The sequence below is a fragment of the Streptomyces sp. NPDC059852 genome, from assembly GCF_042731455.1.
Taxonomy (GTDB): Bacteria; Actinomycetota; Actinomycetes; order Streptomycetales; family Streptomycetaceae; genus Streptomyces.
In genome coordinates this window covers 16,121-33,400 of the sequence record NZ_JBHWJK010000017.1, presented here as the reverse complement: position 1 = coordinate 33,400, position 17,280 = coordinate 16,121, and the positions used below count along the sequence as shown (strand labels likewise).

The following is a 17,280-nucleotide window of genomic DNA, read 5'->3' as shown; positions in this document are numbered from 1 at the left end:
CCGACAGCTTTCAGGCGCCGGGCGGCCGGTGCGTGCGGGGCCGGCGGTGGCGCAGTGCGTACACCACCGCGGAACCCCCGCACAGCGCGGCCGTGATGAGGAGCCACCGGGCCAGGAAGCCGTCCGGGGAGAGGCCGGTGGCACGCGCGTAGCGGTCCGCGACACGGCCGGTGATCAGCGGGAACCACACCAGCAGGAGCAGCAGCGACAGGGCGGCGGGCACCCGCACGTACATCGTCCGGGCGCGGTGGCCGGAGCGTTCCGTGCCGCGCAGCAGCGCGCGGTCCGCGGCCCCGTACAGCGGCACGAGGACGAGGTCGTGGAGGACGGCCGTGCCCACGAACCACAGCGCGACCGCCAACGGGTCCGTCTCGAGCAGCCGCACCCCCGCGTACCCCGTGAGCGCGAAGGAGCAGGCGAGCAGGAGCAGATGCGCGGGGCTGCCGAGGGGCGGGCGTCGCCGGCGCATCACAGGTCCTCGAAGGTCAGCCGCGCCACCCACTTGGTGTTCAGCACCCCGGGCGCGGCGGGCACGATGACGCGGGCCGGATACCCGTGGTCGAGGGTGAGGCCGGCGCCGTTGACGGCGAGGGCGAGCAGGCTGCGCGGGTCGGCGACCTGGTCGGCGCGCAGGGCCGCCCGCCGGAAGGCGCCGTGCCGCTGGAGGGACTCCACGAGGACGTCGGACGGAGCCTCTTCGTCACCCGCGAGCGCCGCAAGGTCGCGCAGCCGCACCCCGCGCCAGCGCTGGTCGGAGGTGGACCAGCCCTCCACGCAGGCGATCGGCAGGGCCGCCTCGTGCTGCGGCAGGGCGAGCAGGTCGGCGCGGGAGAGACGGACGGTTCGTCCGGCGCGACCCGTCACCACGAGCCGCCACGCCTCCTCGGACGTCTCGGCCGCGCGGATCCCGGCGTACCGGGCCGTCTTGTTGATCTGGAAGGCTCCCGGGCCGCTGCCGGGTTCGGCGCCGCCGTGCGGGGCGAGCAGGGCGGTCCGGCGCGGGACCCCGTCGAAGTTCTGCCCCACGGTGGTGGCGAACAGCAGCAGGGAGCCGCCGCCGACGAAGGCGAGGGCGCCGCGCCGCGAGACGGTCGGCCCGGCGGGCTCCGGCGCCACCAGCCCGCCGGACGCCTCCCGTAGATCCCTCCGACCGCGCCGGGCCGCGGGCACCCTGAGCAGCACATGGACGACGAACGCGGCGAAGAAGACCCACGCCCCGTAGAAGTGCAGGTGGTAGAAGGACCCCGGGAAGACGTAGTCGAGCTGGATGTCGAGCACGCCCGTCACGAACTCGAACAGCGCGCCGCCGACCAGGAACAGCAGCGAGAGGCGTTCCAGCGCGTGCGCGACGGACCGGGCGGGCGGCAGCCGGAACAGCAGCGGGGCGACCGACCACAGCTTGGCCAGCAGCACGGGGATCAGGGTGATGCCGAGGGTGACGTGGACGCCCTGGTTCAGCCGGTACAGCCAGCGCGGCCCGGTCGGCCAGGGGAAGAGGTAGAAGCCGAGGACGCCCTTGCCGGGGGTCTTGTCGTTCACCGGCGACAGGTCCGGGTTGTAGGCGGCGTACGACAGCAGCCCGGTCACGAACACCACCGTGATGCCGCCGAGCAGGACGAAGCCGAGCACCGAGGTCAGCCAGGGTCCGCGCAGCGGACTGCGCCAGAACGAGGGGGCGAAGGGGGACCGTGCCATGTGCCGACCGTAGGCGGCGCCGGCCCCGCGGGGCGCGAGGCGAACCATGACGGATCGCTGACGTCTCCGCTTGTCACACGGGGGGCGGACCCCGGGCGTCCTAGCGTGCTCGCGTGACCCGTGATCTCCTCCCCGAGACGCCCGAGACGCCCGAGGCCCGTTCGGACGCCCGCCCCGGCGACGACCGCCGCGCGTCGCGCCGCGACCTGTACGCGGCCGGCGCAGCCGTCCTGCTGTTCACGGCGGCGGCGGTGGCCGGGACCGTCGTGGAGCGCCGCGACGGCACCCTCCACGTCAACTGGCCGCCCCTGCTCGCGACCTGGCATCCGCACCTCGGTCCCGGCACTCCGGCCGCGCTTGTCGTCGCGGTCGCCGTGGTGGCGTACGGACCGGCCGTGGCCGCCCGGCTGCCCTGGCGCCGGCTGCTCGCGGCCGTGTGGGGGGCCGCCCTGGCCTGGACCTGGTCGCTGGCGCTGGTCGACGGCTGGCAGCGGGGCGTCGCCGGCCGGCTGACGACACGGCACGAGTACCTCCGGGCCGTCGGCCGTTTCCAGGACATCCCGGCGGCCCTGCGGGACTTCACCGGGCACATCCTGCTCGGCACTCCGGACCACTGGCCCGCGCATGTCGCCGGGCACCCGCCGGCGGCCACGCTCACCTTCGTGTACCTGGACCGGGCCGGTCTGGGCGGCGGGGCCTGGGCGGCGGCCTGGTGCATCACCCTCGGCACCACGGCGGCGGTCGCCGTCCTCGTCGCCGTCCGCGCGCTCGCCTCCGAGCGGCACGCCCGGCGCGCCGCGCCGTTCCTCGTCCTGATGCCGGGCGCGGTGTGGCTGGGCACCTCCGCCGACGCGTACTTCGCGGCGGTCGCGGCGTGGGCGGCGGCGTTCCTCGCGCTGGCGGTGACGGGGCGCCGGCCCCGCTCGGCGGGCCTGGCCGCGGGGCTGCTGGCGGGCCTCGCCGTCTACCTCTCGTACGGGCTGACGCTGCTCGTGGTGATCGGTGCGGCCGTGCTGTGGCTGGGTCCGGCACGCCTGCGGCCGCTGCCGTTCGTCCTGGCGGGGTGCGCGGTGGTGCCGCTGGTGTTCACGGCCTTCGGCTTCTTCTGGTGGGACGCGTACGACCTGCTGGTCACCCGCTACCACCAGGGCGTCGGCGGCGACCGGCCGCAGCCGTACTGGGTGTGGGCGAACCTGGCGTGCCTGGTGGCGGTGGTGGGGACGGCGACCGTGGCGGGCCTGCGCCGGGCCGGGGCCGTGCTCGTGCGCCGGGCCCGCACCGCCGGCGGGCGGCTCGCCGTGCTCGTCCTGGCCGCGCTGGCCACGCTGCTCGTCGCGGACCTGTCCGGGATGAGCAAGGCGGAGACGGAGCGGATCTGGCTGCCGTTCGCCCTGTGGCTGCTGCCCGCGACGGCTTTTCTGACCGGGGCCCGGGGCTGGCTGGCGGCCCAGGCGCTGGTGGCCCTGCTCGTCAACCATCTGCTGCTGACGGGCTGGTGAGCCGGCCGCGGCAGCGCGGGCGGGGGCCGTGTGACGTACGCCGCACAGCGGATCGTAAGTTTTTCCCGCAGCGGTGATTGTTCCTGCCGTCCCGTCCGTACCTCTGGGGGTACGAGTCGTTCACGTCTGGAGGCACGATGCCCGTCTCGCGCCGCATGGTTGGCACCGTCTTCGTGGGAGGCGCCCTGGTCCTGACCCTGTCCGCCCTCGCCTACCCCGCCATGCTGGGTGTGCAGACCACCTCGGTCAGCCAGGACCGCGTCATCGCCAACACGCAGTGGGGGCCGCTGACCGAGGCGGACCGTGACTTCGTGGTCAAGGTGCGGGCGGCCGGGCTCTGGGAGCACCCGCTGGGCATGATGGCGATGCAGCGGGGCACGACACCGGCGATGAAGGAGGCCGGCAAGCACCTGGTGGTCGGTCACGCCCGCCTCGACCTCGCCTGCCGCAAGATCGCGTCACAGCTGAACATCACCCTGCCGAACCAGGCGAGCCCACAGCAGCAGCAGTTCGTCGCGACGGTGGACTCCAAGACGGGCAAGGAGTTCGACTCGACCGGTGTGGCGATCATGCGGGTGACCCATGGTCAGATCTTCCCGGTGATCGCGAAGATCCGGGCGAACACCCAGAACACCATGGTGCGCCAGCTGGCCGACTTGGCGAACGACACCGTGCTCGACCACATCACGGTCCTGGAGAAGACCGGACTGGTCAACTTCGACCAGAACAACTTCCAGCAGACCACGCCCCCGAAGCTGCCCCAGGACCAGCTGACCCCGCCCCCGCCACAGCCGGGCGCGCCGGTCCTCACGCTCGCCATCCCCAAGGGCCTGGGCCTGGAGAACCTGGACACCAAGTCCCCGAAGGCGCTGCCCAGCGCGGACGTCAAGTGAGCCGGTGCCCCCGTCTCCCGGGGGCACCACGGCTCAGCCGGTCTTCCAGCCCCAGGGCGTGTCCAGCCGCTCCCACTCCGCGGCCCACTGCTCCAGCCGCCGCCGGTCCATCATCAGGCGGACCACCCAGCCGGCGCCCAGGACGAGACCGGCCCCGCCGGCGCCGGCGAGCAGGCCGCCGGAGACCGCGTGCAGGGTCGTCTCGGCGCCGGACAGCGGTTCGTTGACGACACGGCCGTGCCGGTCGGTCCACACCTGCACCTTGCCGCCGGCCTTGGCCTTCGGCGGGACCCGCGCCTCGTCGGTGCGGGTCGTGCCGCCCGGGTCGCTCCAGCGGACCGGCGCCCACACCAGGTGGTCGGTGGTCACGCGGGCGGGCCCCGGCTCCTCCGCGTCCCGCACCAGGACGGCGGTCACCCGACGGGTCTCGGCGCGGACGCGCTCGGCGGAGCCGACCACGGCGTCCGCCGCCGCGCAGCCGGCGAAGACGCCGCCCACCAGCGCGAGCAGCCAGGCGCACAGGACCACCCACGCCTCGATGACGTCGCTGCGCCGCTTCAGCGGATTGGACCGCCACCGCCACAGCCGGACCTTCGTGCACTCGGACGCCGCCATGCCGACACCCCCTTGAGCACCGACAGCACCTTTCCAGTGTGCGCCCATTCGAGGGCCGCCGCACTTACCCGAACGGCCCTCACCGGCCCCCTGCGGGGGGACGTTCGGGGCAGTCAGCTCGCGGTGCGGCGGATGCGTCCGGCGTACCGCTTCTCCAGCTCCAGATTGCCCTCGTAGCCGCCCGGCACATTGGCCGAGACGTAGACCGGCGGCCGTTGACCGGCGGCGAGGAGCAGCGCGGTCGCCTCGGCCACGGCCATCTGCACGAGGAGGACGCCGGTGAGCGTGGACAGGGCGCACACGGCGCCGCCGCCGGGCAGCTCCAGCAGGGCGTCCCCGCGTGGGGCCGCGTTGTCGAGGACGACGTCGGCGATGTCGGCGAGCTTGCGGCCGCCGGCGTGCCCGGCCGGGACGGCGCGCGTGTGGGCGAGGGAGGTCAGGGCGAGGACGTCGTGCCCGCGCTCCTTGGCGTGCAGGGCCATCTCCACGACGACGTTGTTGACGCCGGAGTTGGAGATCACGACGAACAGGTCCTGGGGGCGTGGGTCGGCCAGGTCGTAGATGCGGGTGGCGACCCCCGCCCGGCGCTCCAGGAGCGGGTCGTCGAGGACGTCCGGGGACTCACCGCCGTACAGGACGAGGTCGGCGATGCTCAGCCGGTTGGTGGGCACCAGTCCCCCGGCGCGTCCGGCGATCTCGAGGACGACGGCCTGGGAGTGGCCGGTGCCGAACGCCTGGACGACCCCGTCGGCCCGGACGCATCCGGCGATGAGCCCGGCGGCGCGGGCCACGTCCTCCCGTACGGACGCGGTCCCGGTGAGGCGGTCGAGGACGGCTCTGCTCTCCTGCACGAAACGCTCGGCGCTCACGGACGCGTCGGACATGAACCCTCCCGCGATGAACGAATCCACCAAGTTGCGGCCCACGGATGAGTCGGCGAACCGAACGCTACCGCCGACCGCTCCCGCAGCCGACCCCCGCAGACGCCCCGATGTGCGCAGCCGCCGCGTCGCCACCGCGAGCGACCCGACCCCACCGCGCGGCACACGCGTGCACCCGCTGACCGACCCCAGAGCTCACGCCGCCAGCCGCGCCAGCGTCACCGCCCCCCGGCAGCCGTCCGTCACCAGGGCGGGGGTGAGGTCCAGTGGGCGGAGCCGGGCCAGGAGGGGAGGGGTCAGGGGGCCGGCCGGGCCGAGGAGGCCACCGGTGAGGACGATCCGTTCGCCGGGGTGGGGGGCCAGGGCGTGGACGAGATCCGCCAGGTGGTCCGCCGCCGTCGCCAGGACGGCGGCGGACACCGCGTCGCCCTCGACCGCGGCCGTGGCCACCAGCGGCGCGAGTTCGGCGAGCCGCACCGGGTGCCGCCCCATCACGGCGGGCAGCAGCCGCATCCGGTACGCCTCCCGGTGTTCCCGGTCCCAGCCGGTGCCGTCGTACGGGACGGGCGGCAGCACGTCCGGGGGCACCCCGAGGGTGTGGCCGACCGACCAGGCCAGGGCCGTCGGCCCGCCCCGGCCGTCCGCCGCCCGCAGGGCCACCCGCACCGCCTCGCGCCCGATCCAGAACCCGGCGCCGTCGTCGCCCAGCAGCCAACCGTCGCCGCCCGCGGTGGCGCGGCACACCCGCCCGGCGATGCGGACGGCGACGGCGCCCGTGCCGGCGATCACGGCGATCCCGTCGGCGGGGCCGCCCGGCGCGGAGGCGAACGCGACCTCGCCGTCGCCGTGGATCTCGACGGTCCCGGCGGTGATCCCCACCTGGCGCAGCGCGGCGGTGAGGGCGGCGTGCGCGCGCAGGTGCCCGGGTTCGTCGGGCGCCAGCCGGGAGGCCCCGGCGAAACCGCCCGCGACCGCCACCACCTGGCCCCGCAACCGCGGCGGGACGGCCCCGGCCAGGGCGGCGGCGAGATGGCCGGTGAGGTCGGCCTCGGACACGCTCAGCGCGTTCCCGGGCCCGCCCCGCCCCTCGCGGAGGGGCGCGCCGCCGGCCAGGGGCGCCAGGACGGCCCGGGTGCGGGTGCCCCCGGCGTCCACACCGACGACGTACGCGGGCGCACCGGCGGGGTCGACAGTCATCGGCGCCCATCGTGAAGGACCGGTGGACACCGGGACAAGGAGCGTGCCGCGCTACTCGTCGCCGAAGCGCAGCACCGCGACGGTGATGTTGTCCGGCCCGCCCGCCTCGATCGCGGCCCGCCACAGTTCGAACGCGGCCCGGCCGTCATCGTGCTCGCGCAGGATCGCGCCCACCGTGTCGGCGGGCACCGGGTCCGTCAGGCCGTCCGAGCACACGACGTAGCGCGTGCCGGGCACGAGGGGTTCGGTGCTGACGTGCGGGTGGACCTCGCGGAAGGTGGGCGAGCCCCCGAGGCACTGGGTGACCAGGGACGTCGTACGGCCGGGCGGGTGCGGCGGGTTGTCGTCGACGCTGACCTGCCGCAGGCCGTCGCCGTCGGCCGCGAGGACCTGGCTGTCGCCCACGTTGAACACGAGCACGCTGTCCTCGCCGACGACCACGCCGGCGACCGTCGTCCCCATGGCGGTCAGCTCGGTCCGCTCGTCGCCGCCGGCGGCCTGGTGGACGGCGCGGTTGCAGGCGTTCAGGGCGTCGCGGACGGCGACCTCGCTGCCGAGGGCGGGGCCGAGCATCGCGATCCGGCGCACGACCAGCGAGCTGGCCAGGTCACCGCCGGGATGCCCGCCGAGCCCGTCGGCGACGGCCACGACGACCGGGGTGCCGAGCGGGAAGACCAGGGTCTGGGGGCTCTCGGTCACCGTGGCGCACAGCGTCCACGGTCCGACGGCCAGACTGTCCTCGTTGCGCTCGCGCAGCAGTCCGGGATGGGTGATCGCGCTCACCGCGACGTACGGCATGCGGCGCCACCGCCTTCCGTACCGGGCGCACCGCCGACAAAGGGGCCTGCTACGAGTCTAGGAACACGCAGGGCCCGGACGCACGTGCGGCCGGGGTCCACCCCCGGCCGCACATGTCCGGCTGTCCGGCTGTCAGCTCTCGGCCGGCGTCAGCCGCAGCGAGATGCTGTTGATGCAGTACCGCTGATCGGTCGGGGTCGGGTACCCCTCGCCCTCGAAGACGTGCCCGAGGTGCGAGCCGCACCGGGCGCACCGCACCTCGGTGCGCACCATCCCGTGCGAGCGGTCCTCGATCAGCTCCACCGCGTCGGTGTCCTTCGGGTCGTAGAAGGACGGCCAGCCGCAGTGCGACTCGAACTTGGTGGTGGACGTGAACAGCTCGGCGCCGCAGGCGCGACAGGAGTAGACGCCCTCGGTCCTGGTGTCGGTGTACTCACCGGTGAAGGCCGGTTCCGTACCGGCCTGGCGCAGCACGGCGTACTCGGCCGGGCTCAGTTCCGCGCGCCACTCCTCGTCCGGCTTCTCTACGTCGTACGACATGGGTGTGTGCCCCTCACTTCGACAGGCGGTCCAGGATGAGCGGGCCGAGGTCGGTGACATCGCCCGCGCCCATGGTGAGAACGAGATCACCGGGCTTCGTCATTCCCGCGACCAGCGAGGGCACCTCGCCCTTGTCGTGCACGGGGGTCACGTCGGCCCCGGCCGCGCGGGCGGCGTCGACGACCAGCTCGCTGGTGATGCCCGGGATCGGGTCCTCGCGGGCCGGGTAGATGTCGAGGACCAGCGAGGCGTCGGCCAGGGCCAGGGCCTCGCCCATCTCCTTGCCGAGCTCCTGGGTGCGGGAGAAGAGGTGGGGCTGGTAGACGACCAGGATGCGGGCGTCGCCGGCGGCGGCCCGCATGGCCTGGAGGTCGGCCGTCATCTCGGTCGGGTGGTGGGCGTAGGAGTCGATGACCTGCGCGCCGGCGGCTTCGCCCTTGAGCTGGAGCCGCCGCTTCACACCGGTGTACGCGGCGATCGCGGGGGCCAGCTCGGCGGCCGGGATGCCCAGCGCCGCGCCCGCCGCGAGGGCGGCGACGGCGTTCAGGGCGTAGTGGCGGCCCGGAACGGAGACCGTGAAGGTGAGCTCCCGCCCGTCCAGGAGGACCGTGACCTCGCTCTTGAGGCCCTGCGGCACGACGGACAGGACCCGCACGTCGGCGTCCGGCGCCTCGCCGTACGTCACGACGCGCGGCCCGCGCCCGGCGACACGGCGGGTGAGTTCCCGGGCGCCGTCCTGGTCGGCGGAGATCACCAGGGTGCCGCCCTCGGTGATCCGGTCGGCGAACGTCACGAAGGACTCGTAGATCTCCTCCAGCGACGCGTAGTTCGCGTGGTGGTCGAGCTCGACGTTGAGGACGATCGCGACGTCGGGCGCGTACTTGTGGAAGCTGCGGTCCGATTCGTCCGCCTCGGCGACGAAGATGTCGCCGTCGCCGTGCAGCGCGTTGGAGCCGGGGGCGTCCAGGTCGCCACCGATGGCGTACGACGGGCGCAGGCCCAGCTCGGTGAGGGAGACGGCCAGCATGGAGGTGGTGGTCGTCTTGCCGTGGGTGCCGGCGACGGCGATCGGGCGCAGCCCGTCCATCAGCGCGGCGAGCGCGTCGGAGCGGTGCACCACGGGGACGCCCAGCTCGGCGGCGCGGGCCAGCTCGGGGTTGTCCTGCCGGATCGCCGACGACACCACGACGCAGCTGGCGTCGTCGGCGAGGTGCTCCGCGGCGTGCCCGATGTGCACGGTGACGCCGAGCGCCCGCAGCGCCCCGGCCGTCGCGGACTCCTTGGCGTCGCTGCCGGCCACCGCGGCCCCGCGCTGCGCGAGGATCTTCGCGATGCCCGACATGCCGGCCCCGCCGATGCCGATGAAGTGCGGTCGGTCCATGGCGGGGGGAAGGCCGGGTGCCATGCGTGTCTCCCAGGAGTGCGATACGACGGTGAGGCCCCAGCCTATTAGCACGCGGCGGGCCCACCGCCCGGGGGCGCTCCCGGCTCTCCTCAGGCCTTGCTGTGCGAGAACAGCTTCAGCACCGGCACGCCCACCTTGTGCCGGGCCCGCGAGGCCCAGTCCCGGTGGAAGAACTCCTCCACGTAGTGCGGGTCGGTCAGCACGATGACCTCGTCCGCCCCGACCTCGCGCACGACGTCCTTGAGCGCGTCCAGCGGATGGTCCTCCAGCAGCCGGCCCTCGGCCTGCGCCCCGGCGGTGCGCAGGGCGGTGAGCGACACCTCCAGGGCGCGTTCGCCCGTGCTCAGGGCCTCCTCGCCCTCGGGGGTCTCGCCCTCGCGCACCGCCTCGTCCAGCTCGCCGAGCGCGATGTCGTCGATGGCGCGCAGCAGCCGGTCGGCCTGCTCGCCGCGCGGCTGGAGCAGTACGTGGAAGGCGACCTCCTCGTCGCCGTGCAAGGTGGTGACGAACTCCACGTCGGCGGACGTCAGGGCCTTCTCGATCATCAAAACGCTTGTGAACACCGGCGCCCCTTCTGCGGAAACCATCCTGCCCCGTGCGGGCACGGGGACTGCGAAATGTAGTCTGCCCGGCGGAAGCCAAGCGGAACGGTCTATTCCGCCGTTTCCCGGGCCATGGATCAGAGAACCCCCCTGCCGCCCCCGCTAACCTCGCGGCCGCCGGTACCGGCTGAACAGGAAGCCGTCCTCCTCCAGCAGGGACGCCAGCTCGAACCGCCGCGGCACCTCCACCGAGGGTCCTCCGGCGATGCGCTGGGCGTCCCCGGCGGTCAGCATCGGCGAGATCGTCAGGCACAGTTCGTCGAGCACCCCGCCCGCCACCAGCTGCCCGAGCAGCCGCGGGCCGCCCTCGGTCAGCAGCCGGGTGTGGCCGAGCCCGGCGAGGGCGGCCACGGCACGGGCGGGGTCGACGCCGGCGCCGTCACCGGCGATCACCACCCGGGCGCCCGACCGCTCCGCCTGCGCGACCCGGTCCGCGGGCGCGGCGGCGCCGGTCAGCACCAGCGTCGGCACGAGGGGCGAGGTGAACAGCGGCAGTCCGAAGTCCAGGTCGAGGCTCGCGCTGATCACCGCGACGGCGGGGGCGGGCGCCTGCCCGGCGGCGGCCCGCGCCCCGGCGAACTCGGCCCGCGCCCGAGCCGGGCGGTACCCCTCCTGGCGGACCGTTTCAGCACCGACGACCACGACGTCCGCCAGCGCCCGCAGCGTGCCGAAGATCCGCATGTCGGCCGCGCAGGAGATGGGCTGCGACCGCCCCTCGTGCTGGGCGGCGCCGTCGAGCGTGGAGACCATGTTGCCCCGCAGCCACGGGGTGCCCCCGCCGGGCCCGGCGTCCGGGTAGGCGTACACGGCGGCGAGCTCGGCAAGGCTCCACTCCCGTCCGGATCCGCTCCTCCCGGAAGCGCTCGGCGTCGTCTCGTCGGTCACGGGGAACAGGCGTCGCATGGCAAGGAGTGTGGCACGGCGCCCGGTCACCGCCCCGTCCTCCTCACGCGCGCTCGCCCACGTCACCGGCGTGGGCGCCGTCCGGGCGGACGCCGGGGCGCGCCGGGCAGGCCCTACCATGGTGAACCGTGTCGTCCTCCTCCGCCGCGTCCCAGCCGAGCCCGATAGCCGAAGCGAGCCCGCTCTCCCTGTGCGCCCGCGAGCCGCATGTACCGGCGGACCGGCTGGTCGCCGAGATGGTGCCGCCGCCGCGCTTCGACTCGGTCCGCTTCGGCACGTACATCCCGGACCCGAACCAGCCCAGCCAGACCGAGGCGGTCCAGGTCCTCGAGTCCTTCGCGGCCGGACTCGGCGGAGCCCACGCGAGCGGCGGCGGCAAGCCCCGGCGCGGTCTGCTGGGCTTCGGCCGGGCGAAGGCGCCGAAGGCCCCGGCGGGACCGCGCGGCGTCTACCTCGACGGCGGCTACGGGGTCGGCAAGACCCATCTGCTCGCCTCCCTGTGGCACGCCACCCCGGCCGAGCCGTCCCTGAAGGCGTTCGGCACCTTCGTGGAGCTGACGAACCTGGTCGGCGCCCTCGGCTTCCAGCAGACCGTGCAGACCCTCTCCGGTCACCGTCTGCTCTGCATCGACGAGTTCGAGCTGGACGACCCGGGCGACACCGTCCTCGTCTCCACCCTGCTCGGCAAGCTGGTCGACGCGGGCGTCGCGCTCGCCGCCACCTCCAACACCCTGCCCGGCAAGCTCGGCGAGGGCCGCTTCGCGGCGGCCGACTTCCTGCGCGAGATCCAGGGCCTGTCGGCCCACTTCCGCGCGCTGCGCATCGACGGCGAGGACTACCGCCACCGTGGTCTGCCGCAGGCTCCGGACCCGTTCTCGGACGAGCAGGTGACCCGGGCGGCGTACGCCACCGAGGGCGCCTCGCTCGACGACTTCCCCGGGCTGCTGGAGCACCTGGCCCGCGTCCACCCGAGCCGCTACGGCGCGCTGACGGACGGCCTGAAGGCGGTCTGCCTCACCGGGGTGCAGCCGATCCCGGACCAGTCCACCGCCCTGCGGCTGGTGGTGCTCGCCGACCGGCTCTACGACCGTGAGGTCCCGGTCCTGGCCTCGGGGCTGCCCTTCGACCGGCTGTTCAGCGAGGAGATGCTGGACGGCGGCTACCGCAAGAAGTACTTCCGCGCCATCTCCAGGCTGACGGCGCTGGCCCGCGACGCGCGGGGGCTCGTGGCCGACTGACGGCCGCCTCGGCGCAACCCTCCGGCGCACAGCGGGAGTTCAGGCCATATCACCCTCTCCTTTGAGGCGCTTCGCGACCTGGGGCGTCAGGTTGAGCTTGCAAACAACCTCGCCGGGTTACCTTCTTTCTTGACCAACGGTTGACCAGCCGTTGGTCGGTGCATGGGGTGCGTACGGACCGGAGGGGAGCGCATGTTCCGAGGTGGGACGGCCAGGATCGGTGTCCTCCTCCGCGCTTCCCCCGGCCCGCACCCCCTCCGCAGACATCGCCCGCCTCCTTCGCACCCGCGCATACGAGGCGTGAAGCAAAGGCCACGGCTCGTCCCCGGGGAAGAGTTCCCCGGGGCGGTGCGGTAGGCGGTCCCCCCACCTCTGTCACGCACACCCCGACGCGCCCGCCGAGACGCGCCAGGAGGAGTCACCACCCATGCAGCCCCTCATCGACAACGCCCGTATGTTCGGACAGCGCCCTGAGGAGTTCGCCCCGCTGGCGGCAGGACAGTCCCCCCAGGTCCTCTTCATCACCTGCTCCGACTCCCGGGTCGTACCGGCCCTGATCACGGGCGCCCGGCCCGGCGAGCTCTTCGAGCTGCGCACCGCGGGCAACATCGTCCCCCCGTACGGCTCCGGGCGGCCCACCGCCGAGGCCGCCACCATCGAGTACGCCGTGGAGGTCCTCGGCGTCGGCGACGTCGTGGTCTGCGGCCACTCCCACTGCGGAGCGGTGGGCGCGCTGGTGCGCGGCGACGACCTGGACACCGTCCCGGCCGTCCGCGACTGGCTGGCGCACGCGGCGCCACCCCCGGCCGGCACCCCCGAGGACCCGGAGGTCGCCGAGGGCGTCCAGGCCCATGTGCTGGCCCAGGTGCTGCGGCTGCGCTCGTACCCGTGCGTCGAGCGACGGCTCGCGGCGGGCCTGCTCACCGTGCACGCCTGGTACTACGAGGTGCACCGCGGGAGCGTGCGGGTCCACGACCCCGCGACCGACGCCTTCGAGGCGCTGTGACCGCCCGGCGCGGCGCGCTCCCCCACATACGGCGGGACCTCGCCGCCTCCCTGGTCGTGTTCCTGGTCGCGCTGCCGCTGTGCGTCGGCGTGGCCGTCGCCTCCGGGGTCCCCGCCGAACTGGGGCTCGTCACCGGCATCGTGGGCGGCGTCGTCACCGGCCTGCTCCGCGGCAGCACCCTGCAGGTCTCCGGTCCCGCCGCCGGTCTGACCGTGCTGGTGCTCGAGGCGGTGCGGGAGTTCGGGCTGCCGGCCCTCGGCGTCCTGGTGCTCGCCACCGGCCTGCTCCAGATCCTCATGGGCGCCCTGCGGCTGGGCCGCTGGTTCCGGGCCATCTCGGTCTCCGTCGTCGAGGGCATGCTGGCCGGCATCGGACTGGTGCTGATCGCCGGGCAGCTCTACTCGGTCGCCGACGCCGAGGCACCCGCCTCGGGCACCGAGCGGCTGGCCGGGCTGCCCGGCACGCTCGCCCGGGCCGCCGGGGACACGGAGACGCTGGCCGCGATCGGGCTGGGCGCGGGCACCGTCGCCGTCCTGGTGGTGTGGCCGCGGCTGCCGCGCCGGGTGCGTGCGGTCCCCGGCCCGCTCGCGGCCGTCGCGCTGGCGACGGCGGCCGCGGCGGCCTTCTCGCTGCCGGTCGCCACCGTCGAGGTCGAGGGCCTGCTGGGTGCCGTCCAGCCACCCGGCGGGGACGCCCTCGGCGTCCTGGCCGACCCGGCGGTCTATGCCACGATCGTCGCCTTCACCCTGATCGCGTCCGCCGAGTCGCTGTTCAGCGCCGCGGCCGTGGACCGGATGCACGACGGCCCCCGCACCCGGTACGACCAGGAGCTGATGGCACAGGGCACGGGCAACGCCGTCTGCGGCCTGCTGGGCGCCCTGCCGATGACGGCGGTCATCGTCCGCAGCTCGGCGAATGTGCGGGCGGGTGCGCGGACCCGGGCGGCCCGCGTTCTGCACGGCGTCTGGCTGCTGGTGTTCGCGGCGCTGCTGCCCGCCGCGCTGGGGCTGCTGCCGCTGCCCGCGCTGGCCGGCGTCCTGCTGCACGCGGGCTGGAAGCTGATCCCGTTCCGGGGGCTGCTGACGCTGTGGCGCGGTGAGCGCGGCGAGGCGCTGGTCCTCGTCGCCACGGCGGTGTCGATCGTCGCGCTGAACATGTTCGAGGGCGTGCTGATCGGTCTCGCCCTGTCGGTGGCCAAGGCCGCCTGGGGGGCCTCGCAGGTACGCCTGGAGGTGCGGGACCCGGGCGCCGGGCCGGTCCGGGCGCGGCTGTCGGGCAACGCGACCTTCCTGCGGCTGCCGAAGATCCTCGACAGCCTGGAGGCCCTGCCGCAGGACCGCCCGGTGGAGCTCGACCTGTCCGGCCTGCACCACCTCGACCACGCCTGCCGCACGGCCCTGGAGAACTGGGCCGCACGGCACAGCGCGGCGGGCACCACGCCCGTGCGCCTCACCGCGCGCTGACCCCGCCCGCCCGTCCGGCGGTCTGATGGCCCCGCGGCAGGGAGCGGGCATATCGTTGCAGAGACGCCGGAACGGGCCTCTCCGCGAGGAGGTCGACATGGTCGAGGAGCTGCTGGGCGCCGCCGCCGGAGTGGCCGCCTTCGGCGTGGTCTACGTGGCCGCGGCGGCCCGTGTGGTGAAGCAGTACGAGCGCGGGGTGGTGCTGCGGCTCGGGCGGCTCGCCGGGGAGGTGCGCCCGCCGGGGTTCACGATGATCGTTCCGTTCGTGGACCGGCTGCACAAGGTCAACATGCAGATCGTGACGCTGCCGGTGCCGGGCCAGGAGGGCATCACCCGCGACAACGTGACCGTGCGGGTGGACGCGGTCGTGTACTTCAAGGTGGTCGACGCCGCGAGCGCCCTGATCACGGTCGAGGACTACAAGTACGCGGTCTCGCAGATGGCGCAGACCTCGCTGCGCTCCATCATCGGCAAGAGCGACCTGGACGACCTGCTCTCCAACCGGGAGAAGCTCAACCAGGGCCTGGAGCTGATGATCGACAGCCCGGCGATCGGCTGGGGCGTGCAGGTGGACCGCGTCGAGATCAAGGACGTGTCCCTGCCGGAGTCGATGAAGCGCTCCATGGCCCGCCAGGCCGAGGCGGACCGCGAGCGGCGGGCCCGGATCATCAACGCGGACGCCGAGCTCCAGGCCTCCCGCAAACTCGCCGACGCCGCCCGGCAGATGGCCGAGACCCCCTCCGCGCTCCAGCTGCGGCTGCTGCAGACCGTGATGGCGGTGGCCGCGGAGAAGAACTCCACGCTCGTCCTGCCGATCCCGGTGGAGCTGCTGCGCTTCCTGGAGCGGGGCGAGGACCACGGGGAGCACCAGGCGCCCGCGCCCGCCGCCCGCCCGGCCGAGCAGCCGCCGGAGACCGAGGACGCGGACGCGCCGAAGGCGGTCGAACCCCCACCGGAGCGCACGGTCGAACGGACGATCGACGACATCATCGGTGACGCGCAAGGGAAGTGACACGAGCTACACGCGTGGTTCCCGCGAGTCCCGCCAGGTGATAGACACGGCTGGGTCACATCTCCTGTCCGCCAGCAGGAAGGTTGTTCCCCCCATGTCCGCAACCGCATCCGCACCCGGCGGCTCCGGCTCGACCCGCCGTCAGCTCCTGGCCCGTTCCGGCGCGCTGGGCGTCTCGATCGCCTTCGCCGGCAACGTCACCGAACTCTTCACCGGAACCGCCGCCGCCCAGAACCTGGGTCACTCCGGGTACGGCCCGCTGGTCCCCGATCCGAAGGGCCTGCTCGACCTGCCAAAAGGTTTCTCCTACCGGGTGCTCTCCCGTGAGGGGGACCAGCTCCGTTCCGGTGAGGGCAGGGTCCCCTCCCACTGCGACGGCATGTCCGCCTTCGGCGCCCGCTCCGGCCGCGTCCAGCTGGTGCGCAACCACGAGAACCGCGCGGACGCCGCGATCCCCGTCCCCACCGTCAAGGGCCTGACCTACGACCCGGAGGGCAAGGGCGGCTGTACGGCGCTGACCCTGGACGGGCGCAACCACGTGCTGTCCGAGCGCGTCGCCATCGCCGGCACCGCCGTCAACTGCGCGGGCGGCCCCACCCCTTGGGGCACCTGGCTGACCTGCGAGGAGACCGAGGACAAGGCCGGCACCAACGGCTACACCAAGGACCACGGCTTCATCTTCGAGGTCGACCCGGACGACCCGCACCGCTCGGGCGCGGTCCCGCTCACCGCCATGGGCCGCTTCCAGCACGAGGCCATCGCGGTCGACCCGAAGCGCGGGGTCGTCTACGAGACGGAGGACGCGTTCGAGCGGCCGTTCGGGCTGTTCTACCGCTTCCTGCCCGAACGGCCGCAGGGCGGCCTCGGCTCGTTGCGCGCCGGCGGGCGCCTGCAGGCCATGCGGGTGCCGGGCGTGCCCGACCTGTCCACGATCCAGGAGACGGGCACCACGTTCGACCGCGTCGAGTGGGTGGACGTGCCCGACCCGCTCGCCGCCGAGACCCCGATCCGCTTCCAGGACTTCGGCCCGAAGGGCATCACCCACGCGCAGAAGCTCGAGGGCTGCTACTGGGGCGGGCGGTCGGTGTACTTCGTCTCGTCCTTCGCCCGCCGCTCGGACGGCTCGGCGGCCGACCACTACGGGCAGATCTGGCGCTACGACCCCACCGAGCGCCGGCTCACCCTGGTGATCGTCTTCGGCCCCGACACCGACGTCCAGCTCCCCGGCGAGTCCCCGGACAACATCTGCCTCGCCCCCAGCGGCGGCCTGATGGTGTGCGAGGACGGCAACGGCGCCCAGCACGTCTTCGGCGTCACCCGGCGCGGCGAGGTGTACGCGATGGCGCGCAACGCCCAGAACATCAACACCCCGGAGGAGCCGGAGTGGGGCGAGTTCGCCGGCGTCACCTTCTCCCCCGACGGCGACACGATGTACGTCAACTGCTACCAGCCCGGGACCACGTTCGCGGTGACGGGACCCTGGCGCCGCTGACCCGGCGGACCCGACCCGCCGGTCGGTGGGGCGCCCCCCGG

The 17,280-nt window shown here is 74.1% G+C and carries 17 protein-coding genes; 7 read left to right on the top strand and 10 right to left on the bottom strand.

The genetic code is table 11. From position 1 onward, the window contains the following. Positions 1–10 precede the first annotated feature (10 nt). On the bottom strand, positions 11–469 hold the full coding sequence (locus ACFV46_RS21775; RefSeq protein WP_385499296.1) for a hypothetical protein: 459 nt from the start codon (positions 467–469) through the stop codon (positions 11–13). Beyond that, positions 469–1,695, bottom strand: coding sequence for a molybdopterin-dependent oxidoreductase (locus tag ACFV46_RS21770; RefSeq protein WP_385499295.1), 1,227 nt, complete (start codon positions 1,693–1,695; stop codon positions 469–471). The genes ACFV46_RS21775 and ACFV46_RS21770 overlap by 1 nt, the downstream gene beginning before the upstream one ends. A 113-nt stretch (positions 1,696–1,808) precedes the next feature. Here ACFV46_RS21770 and ACFV46_RS21765 point away from each other — a divergent pair, with 113 nt between their 5' ends. Together ACFV46_RS21765 and ACFV46_RS21760 are read left to right on the top strand one after the other, a co-directional pair. Next, entirely contained in the window at positions 1,809–3,194 is a 1,386-nt protein-coding gene (locus ACFV46_RS21765) for a hypothetical protein (protein ID WP_385499293.1), read from the top strand. A 137-nt stretch (positions 3,195–3,331) separates the two neighbouring features. After that, a complete protein-coding gene (locus ACFV46_RS21760; RefSeq protein WP_361936407.1) occupies positions 3,332–4,087 on the top strand; it encodes a DUF4142 domain-containing protein in 756 nt (251 codons plus the stop codon). A gap of 33 nt (positions 4,088–4,120) precedes the next feature. On the opposite strand, the gene ACFV46_RS21755 is transcribed toward ACFV46_RS21760, so the two are convergent. From ACFV46_RS21755 to ACFV46_RS21720, 8 genes are all read right to left on the bottom strand, one after another. Further along, positions 4,121–4,702 (bottom strand): hypothetical protein, encoded by a 582-nt coding sequence (locus tag ACFV46_RS21755; RefSeq protein ID WP_361936410.1) that lies wholly within the window; start codon positions 4,700–4,702, stop codon positions 4,121–4,123. 113 nt (positions 4,703–4,815) lie between these two features. Beyond that, on the bottom strand, positions 4,816–5,586 hold the full coding sequence (locus tag ACFV46_RS21750; protein WP_361936412.1) for an SIS domain-containing protein: 771 nt from the start codon (positions 5,584–5,586) through the stop codon (positions 4,816–4,818). Positions 5,587–5,778: 192 nt separating this feature from the next. Next, positions 5,779–6,780 (bottom strand): N-acetylglucosamine kinase, encoded by a 1,002-nt coding sequence (locus ACFV46_RS21745; RefSeq protein ID WP_385499292.1) that lies wholly within the window; start codon positions 6,778–6,780, stop codon positions 5,779–5,781. A 51-nt stretch (positions 6,781–6,831) separates the two neighbouring features. Beyond that, positions 6,832–7,578 (bottom strand): PP2C family serine/threonine-protein phosphatase, encoded by a 747-nt coding sequence (locus tag ACFV46_RS21740; RefSeq protein WP_361936418.1) that lies wholly within the window; start codon positions 7,576–7,578, stop codon positions 6,832–6,834. A 132-nt stretch (positions 7,579–7,710) separates the two neighbouring features. After that, positions 7,711–8,118 (bottom strand): peptide-methionine (R)-S-oxide reductase MsrB, encoded by a 408-nt coding sequence (gene msrB, locus ACFV46_RS21735; RefSeq protein ID WP_361936421.1) that lies wholly within the window; start codon positions 8,116–8,118, stop codon positions 7,711–7,713. Positions 8,119–8,131: 13 nt separating this feature from the next. Then, complete coding sequence (gene murC / locus ACFV46_RS21730) at positions 8,132–9,523, bottom strand: UDP-N-acetylmuramate--L-alanine ligase (protein ID WP_361936424.1); 1,392 nt, start codon at positions 9,521–9,523, stop codon at positions 8,132–8,134. 89 nt (positions 9,524–9,612) lie between these two features. Further along, positions 9,613–10,086, bottom strand: a complete 474-nt coding sequence (locus tag ACFV46_RS21725) for an indole-3-glycerol phosphate synthase (protein ID WP_199835578.1) — start codon at positions 10,084–10,086, stop codon at positions 9,613–9,615. Positions 10,087–10,227: 141 nt separating this feature from the next. Next, positions 10,228–11,028 carry a pyrimidine reductase family protein gene (locus tag ACFV46_RS21720; protein WP_385499288.1) on the bottom strand — a complete coding sequence of 267 codons (801 nt, stop codon included), beginning with the start codon at positions 11,026–11,028 and terminating at the stop codon, positions 10,228–10,230. Positions 11,029–11,156: 128 nt separating this feature from the next. On the opposite strand from ACFV46_RS21720, the gene zapE reads away from it, so the two are divergent. The 5 genes from zapE to ACFV46_RS21695 all read left to right on the top strand — a co-directional run bounded on the left by zapE (position 11,157) and on the right by ACFV46_RS21695 (position 17,239). Next, complete coding sequence (gene zapE, locus ACFV46_RS21715) at positions 11,157–12,266, top strand: cell division protein ZapE (protein ID WP_385499287.1); 1,110 nt, start codon at positions 11,157–11,159, stop codon at positions 12,264–12,266. Positions 12,267–12,693: 427 nt separating this feature from the next. After that, on the top strand, positions 12,694–13,272 hold the full coding sequence (locus tag ACFV46_RS21710) for a carbonic anhydrase (RefSeq protein WP_385499285.1): 579 nt from the start codon (positions 12,694–12,696) through the stop codon (positions 13,270–13,272). Next, on the top strand, positions 13,269–14,735 hold the full coding sequence (locus ACFV46_RS21705) for a SulP family inorganic anion transporter (RefSeq protein ID WP_385499284.1): 1,467 nt from the start codon (positions 13,269–13,271) through the stop codon (positions 14,733–14,735). The genes ACFV46_RS21710 and ACFV46_RS21705 overlap by 4 nt, the downstream gene beginning before the upstream one ends. A gap of 97 nt (positions 14,736–14,832) precedes the next feature. Further along, complete coding sequence (locus ACFV46_RS21700; protein WP_361936438.1) at positions 14,833–15,747, top strand: slipin family protein; 915 nt, start codon at positions 14,833–14,835, stop codon at positions 15,745–15,747. Between the two features lie 94 nt (positions 15,748–15,841). Continuing rightward, positions 15,842–17,239 (top strand): PhoX family protein, encoded by a 1,398-nt coding sequence (locus tag ACFV46_RS21695; protein WP_361936441.1) that lies wholly within the window; start codon positions 15,842–15,844, stop codon positions 17,237–17,239. Positions 17,240–17,280: the final 41 nt, after the last annotated feature.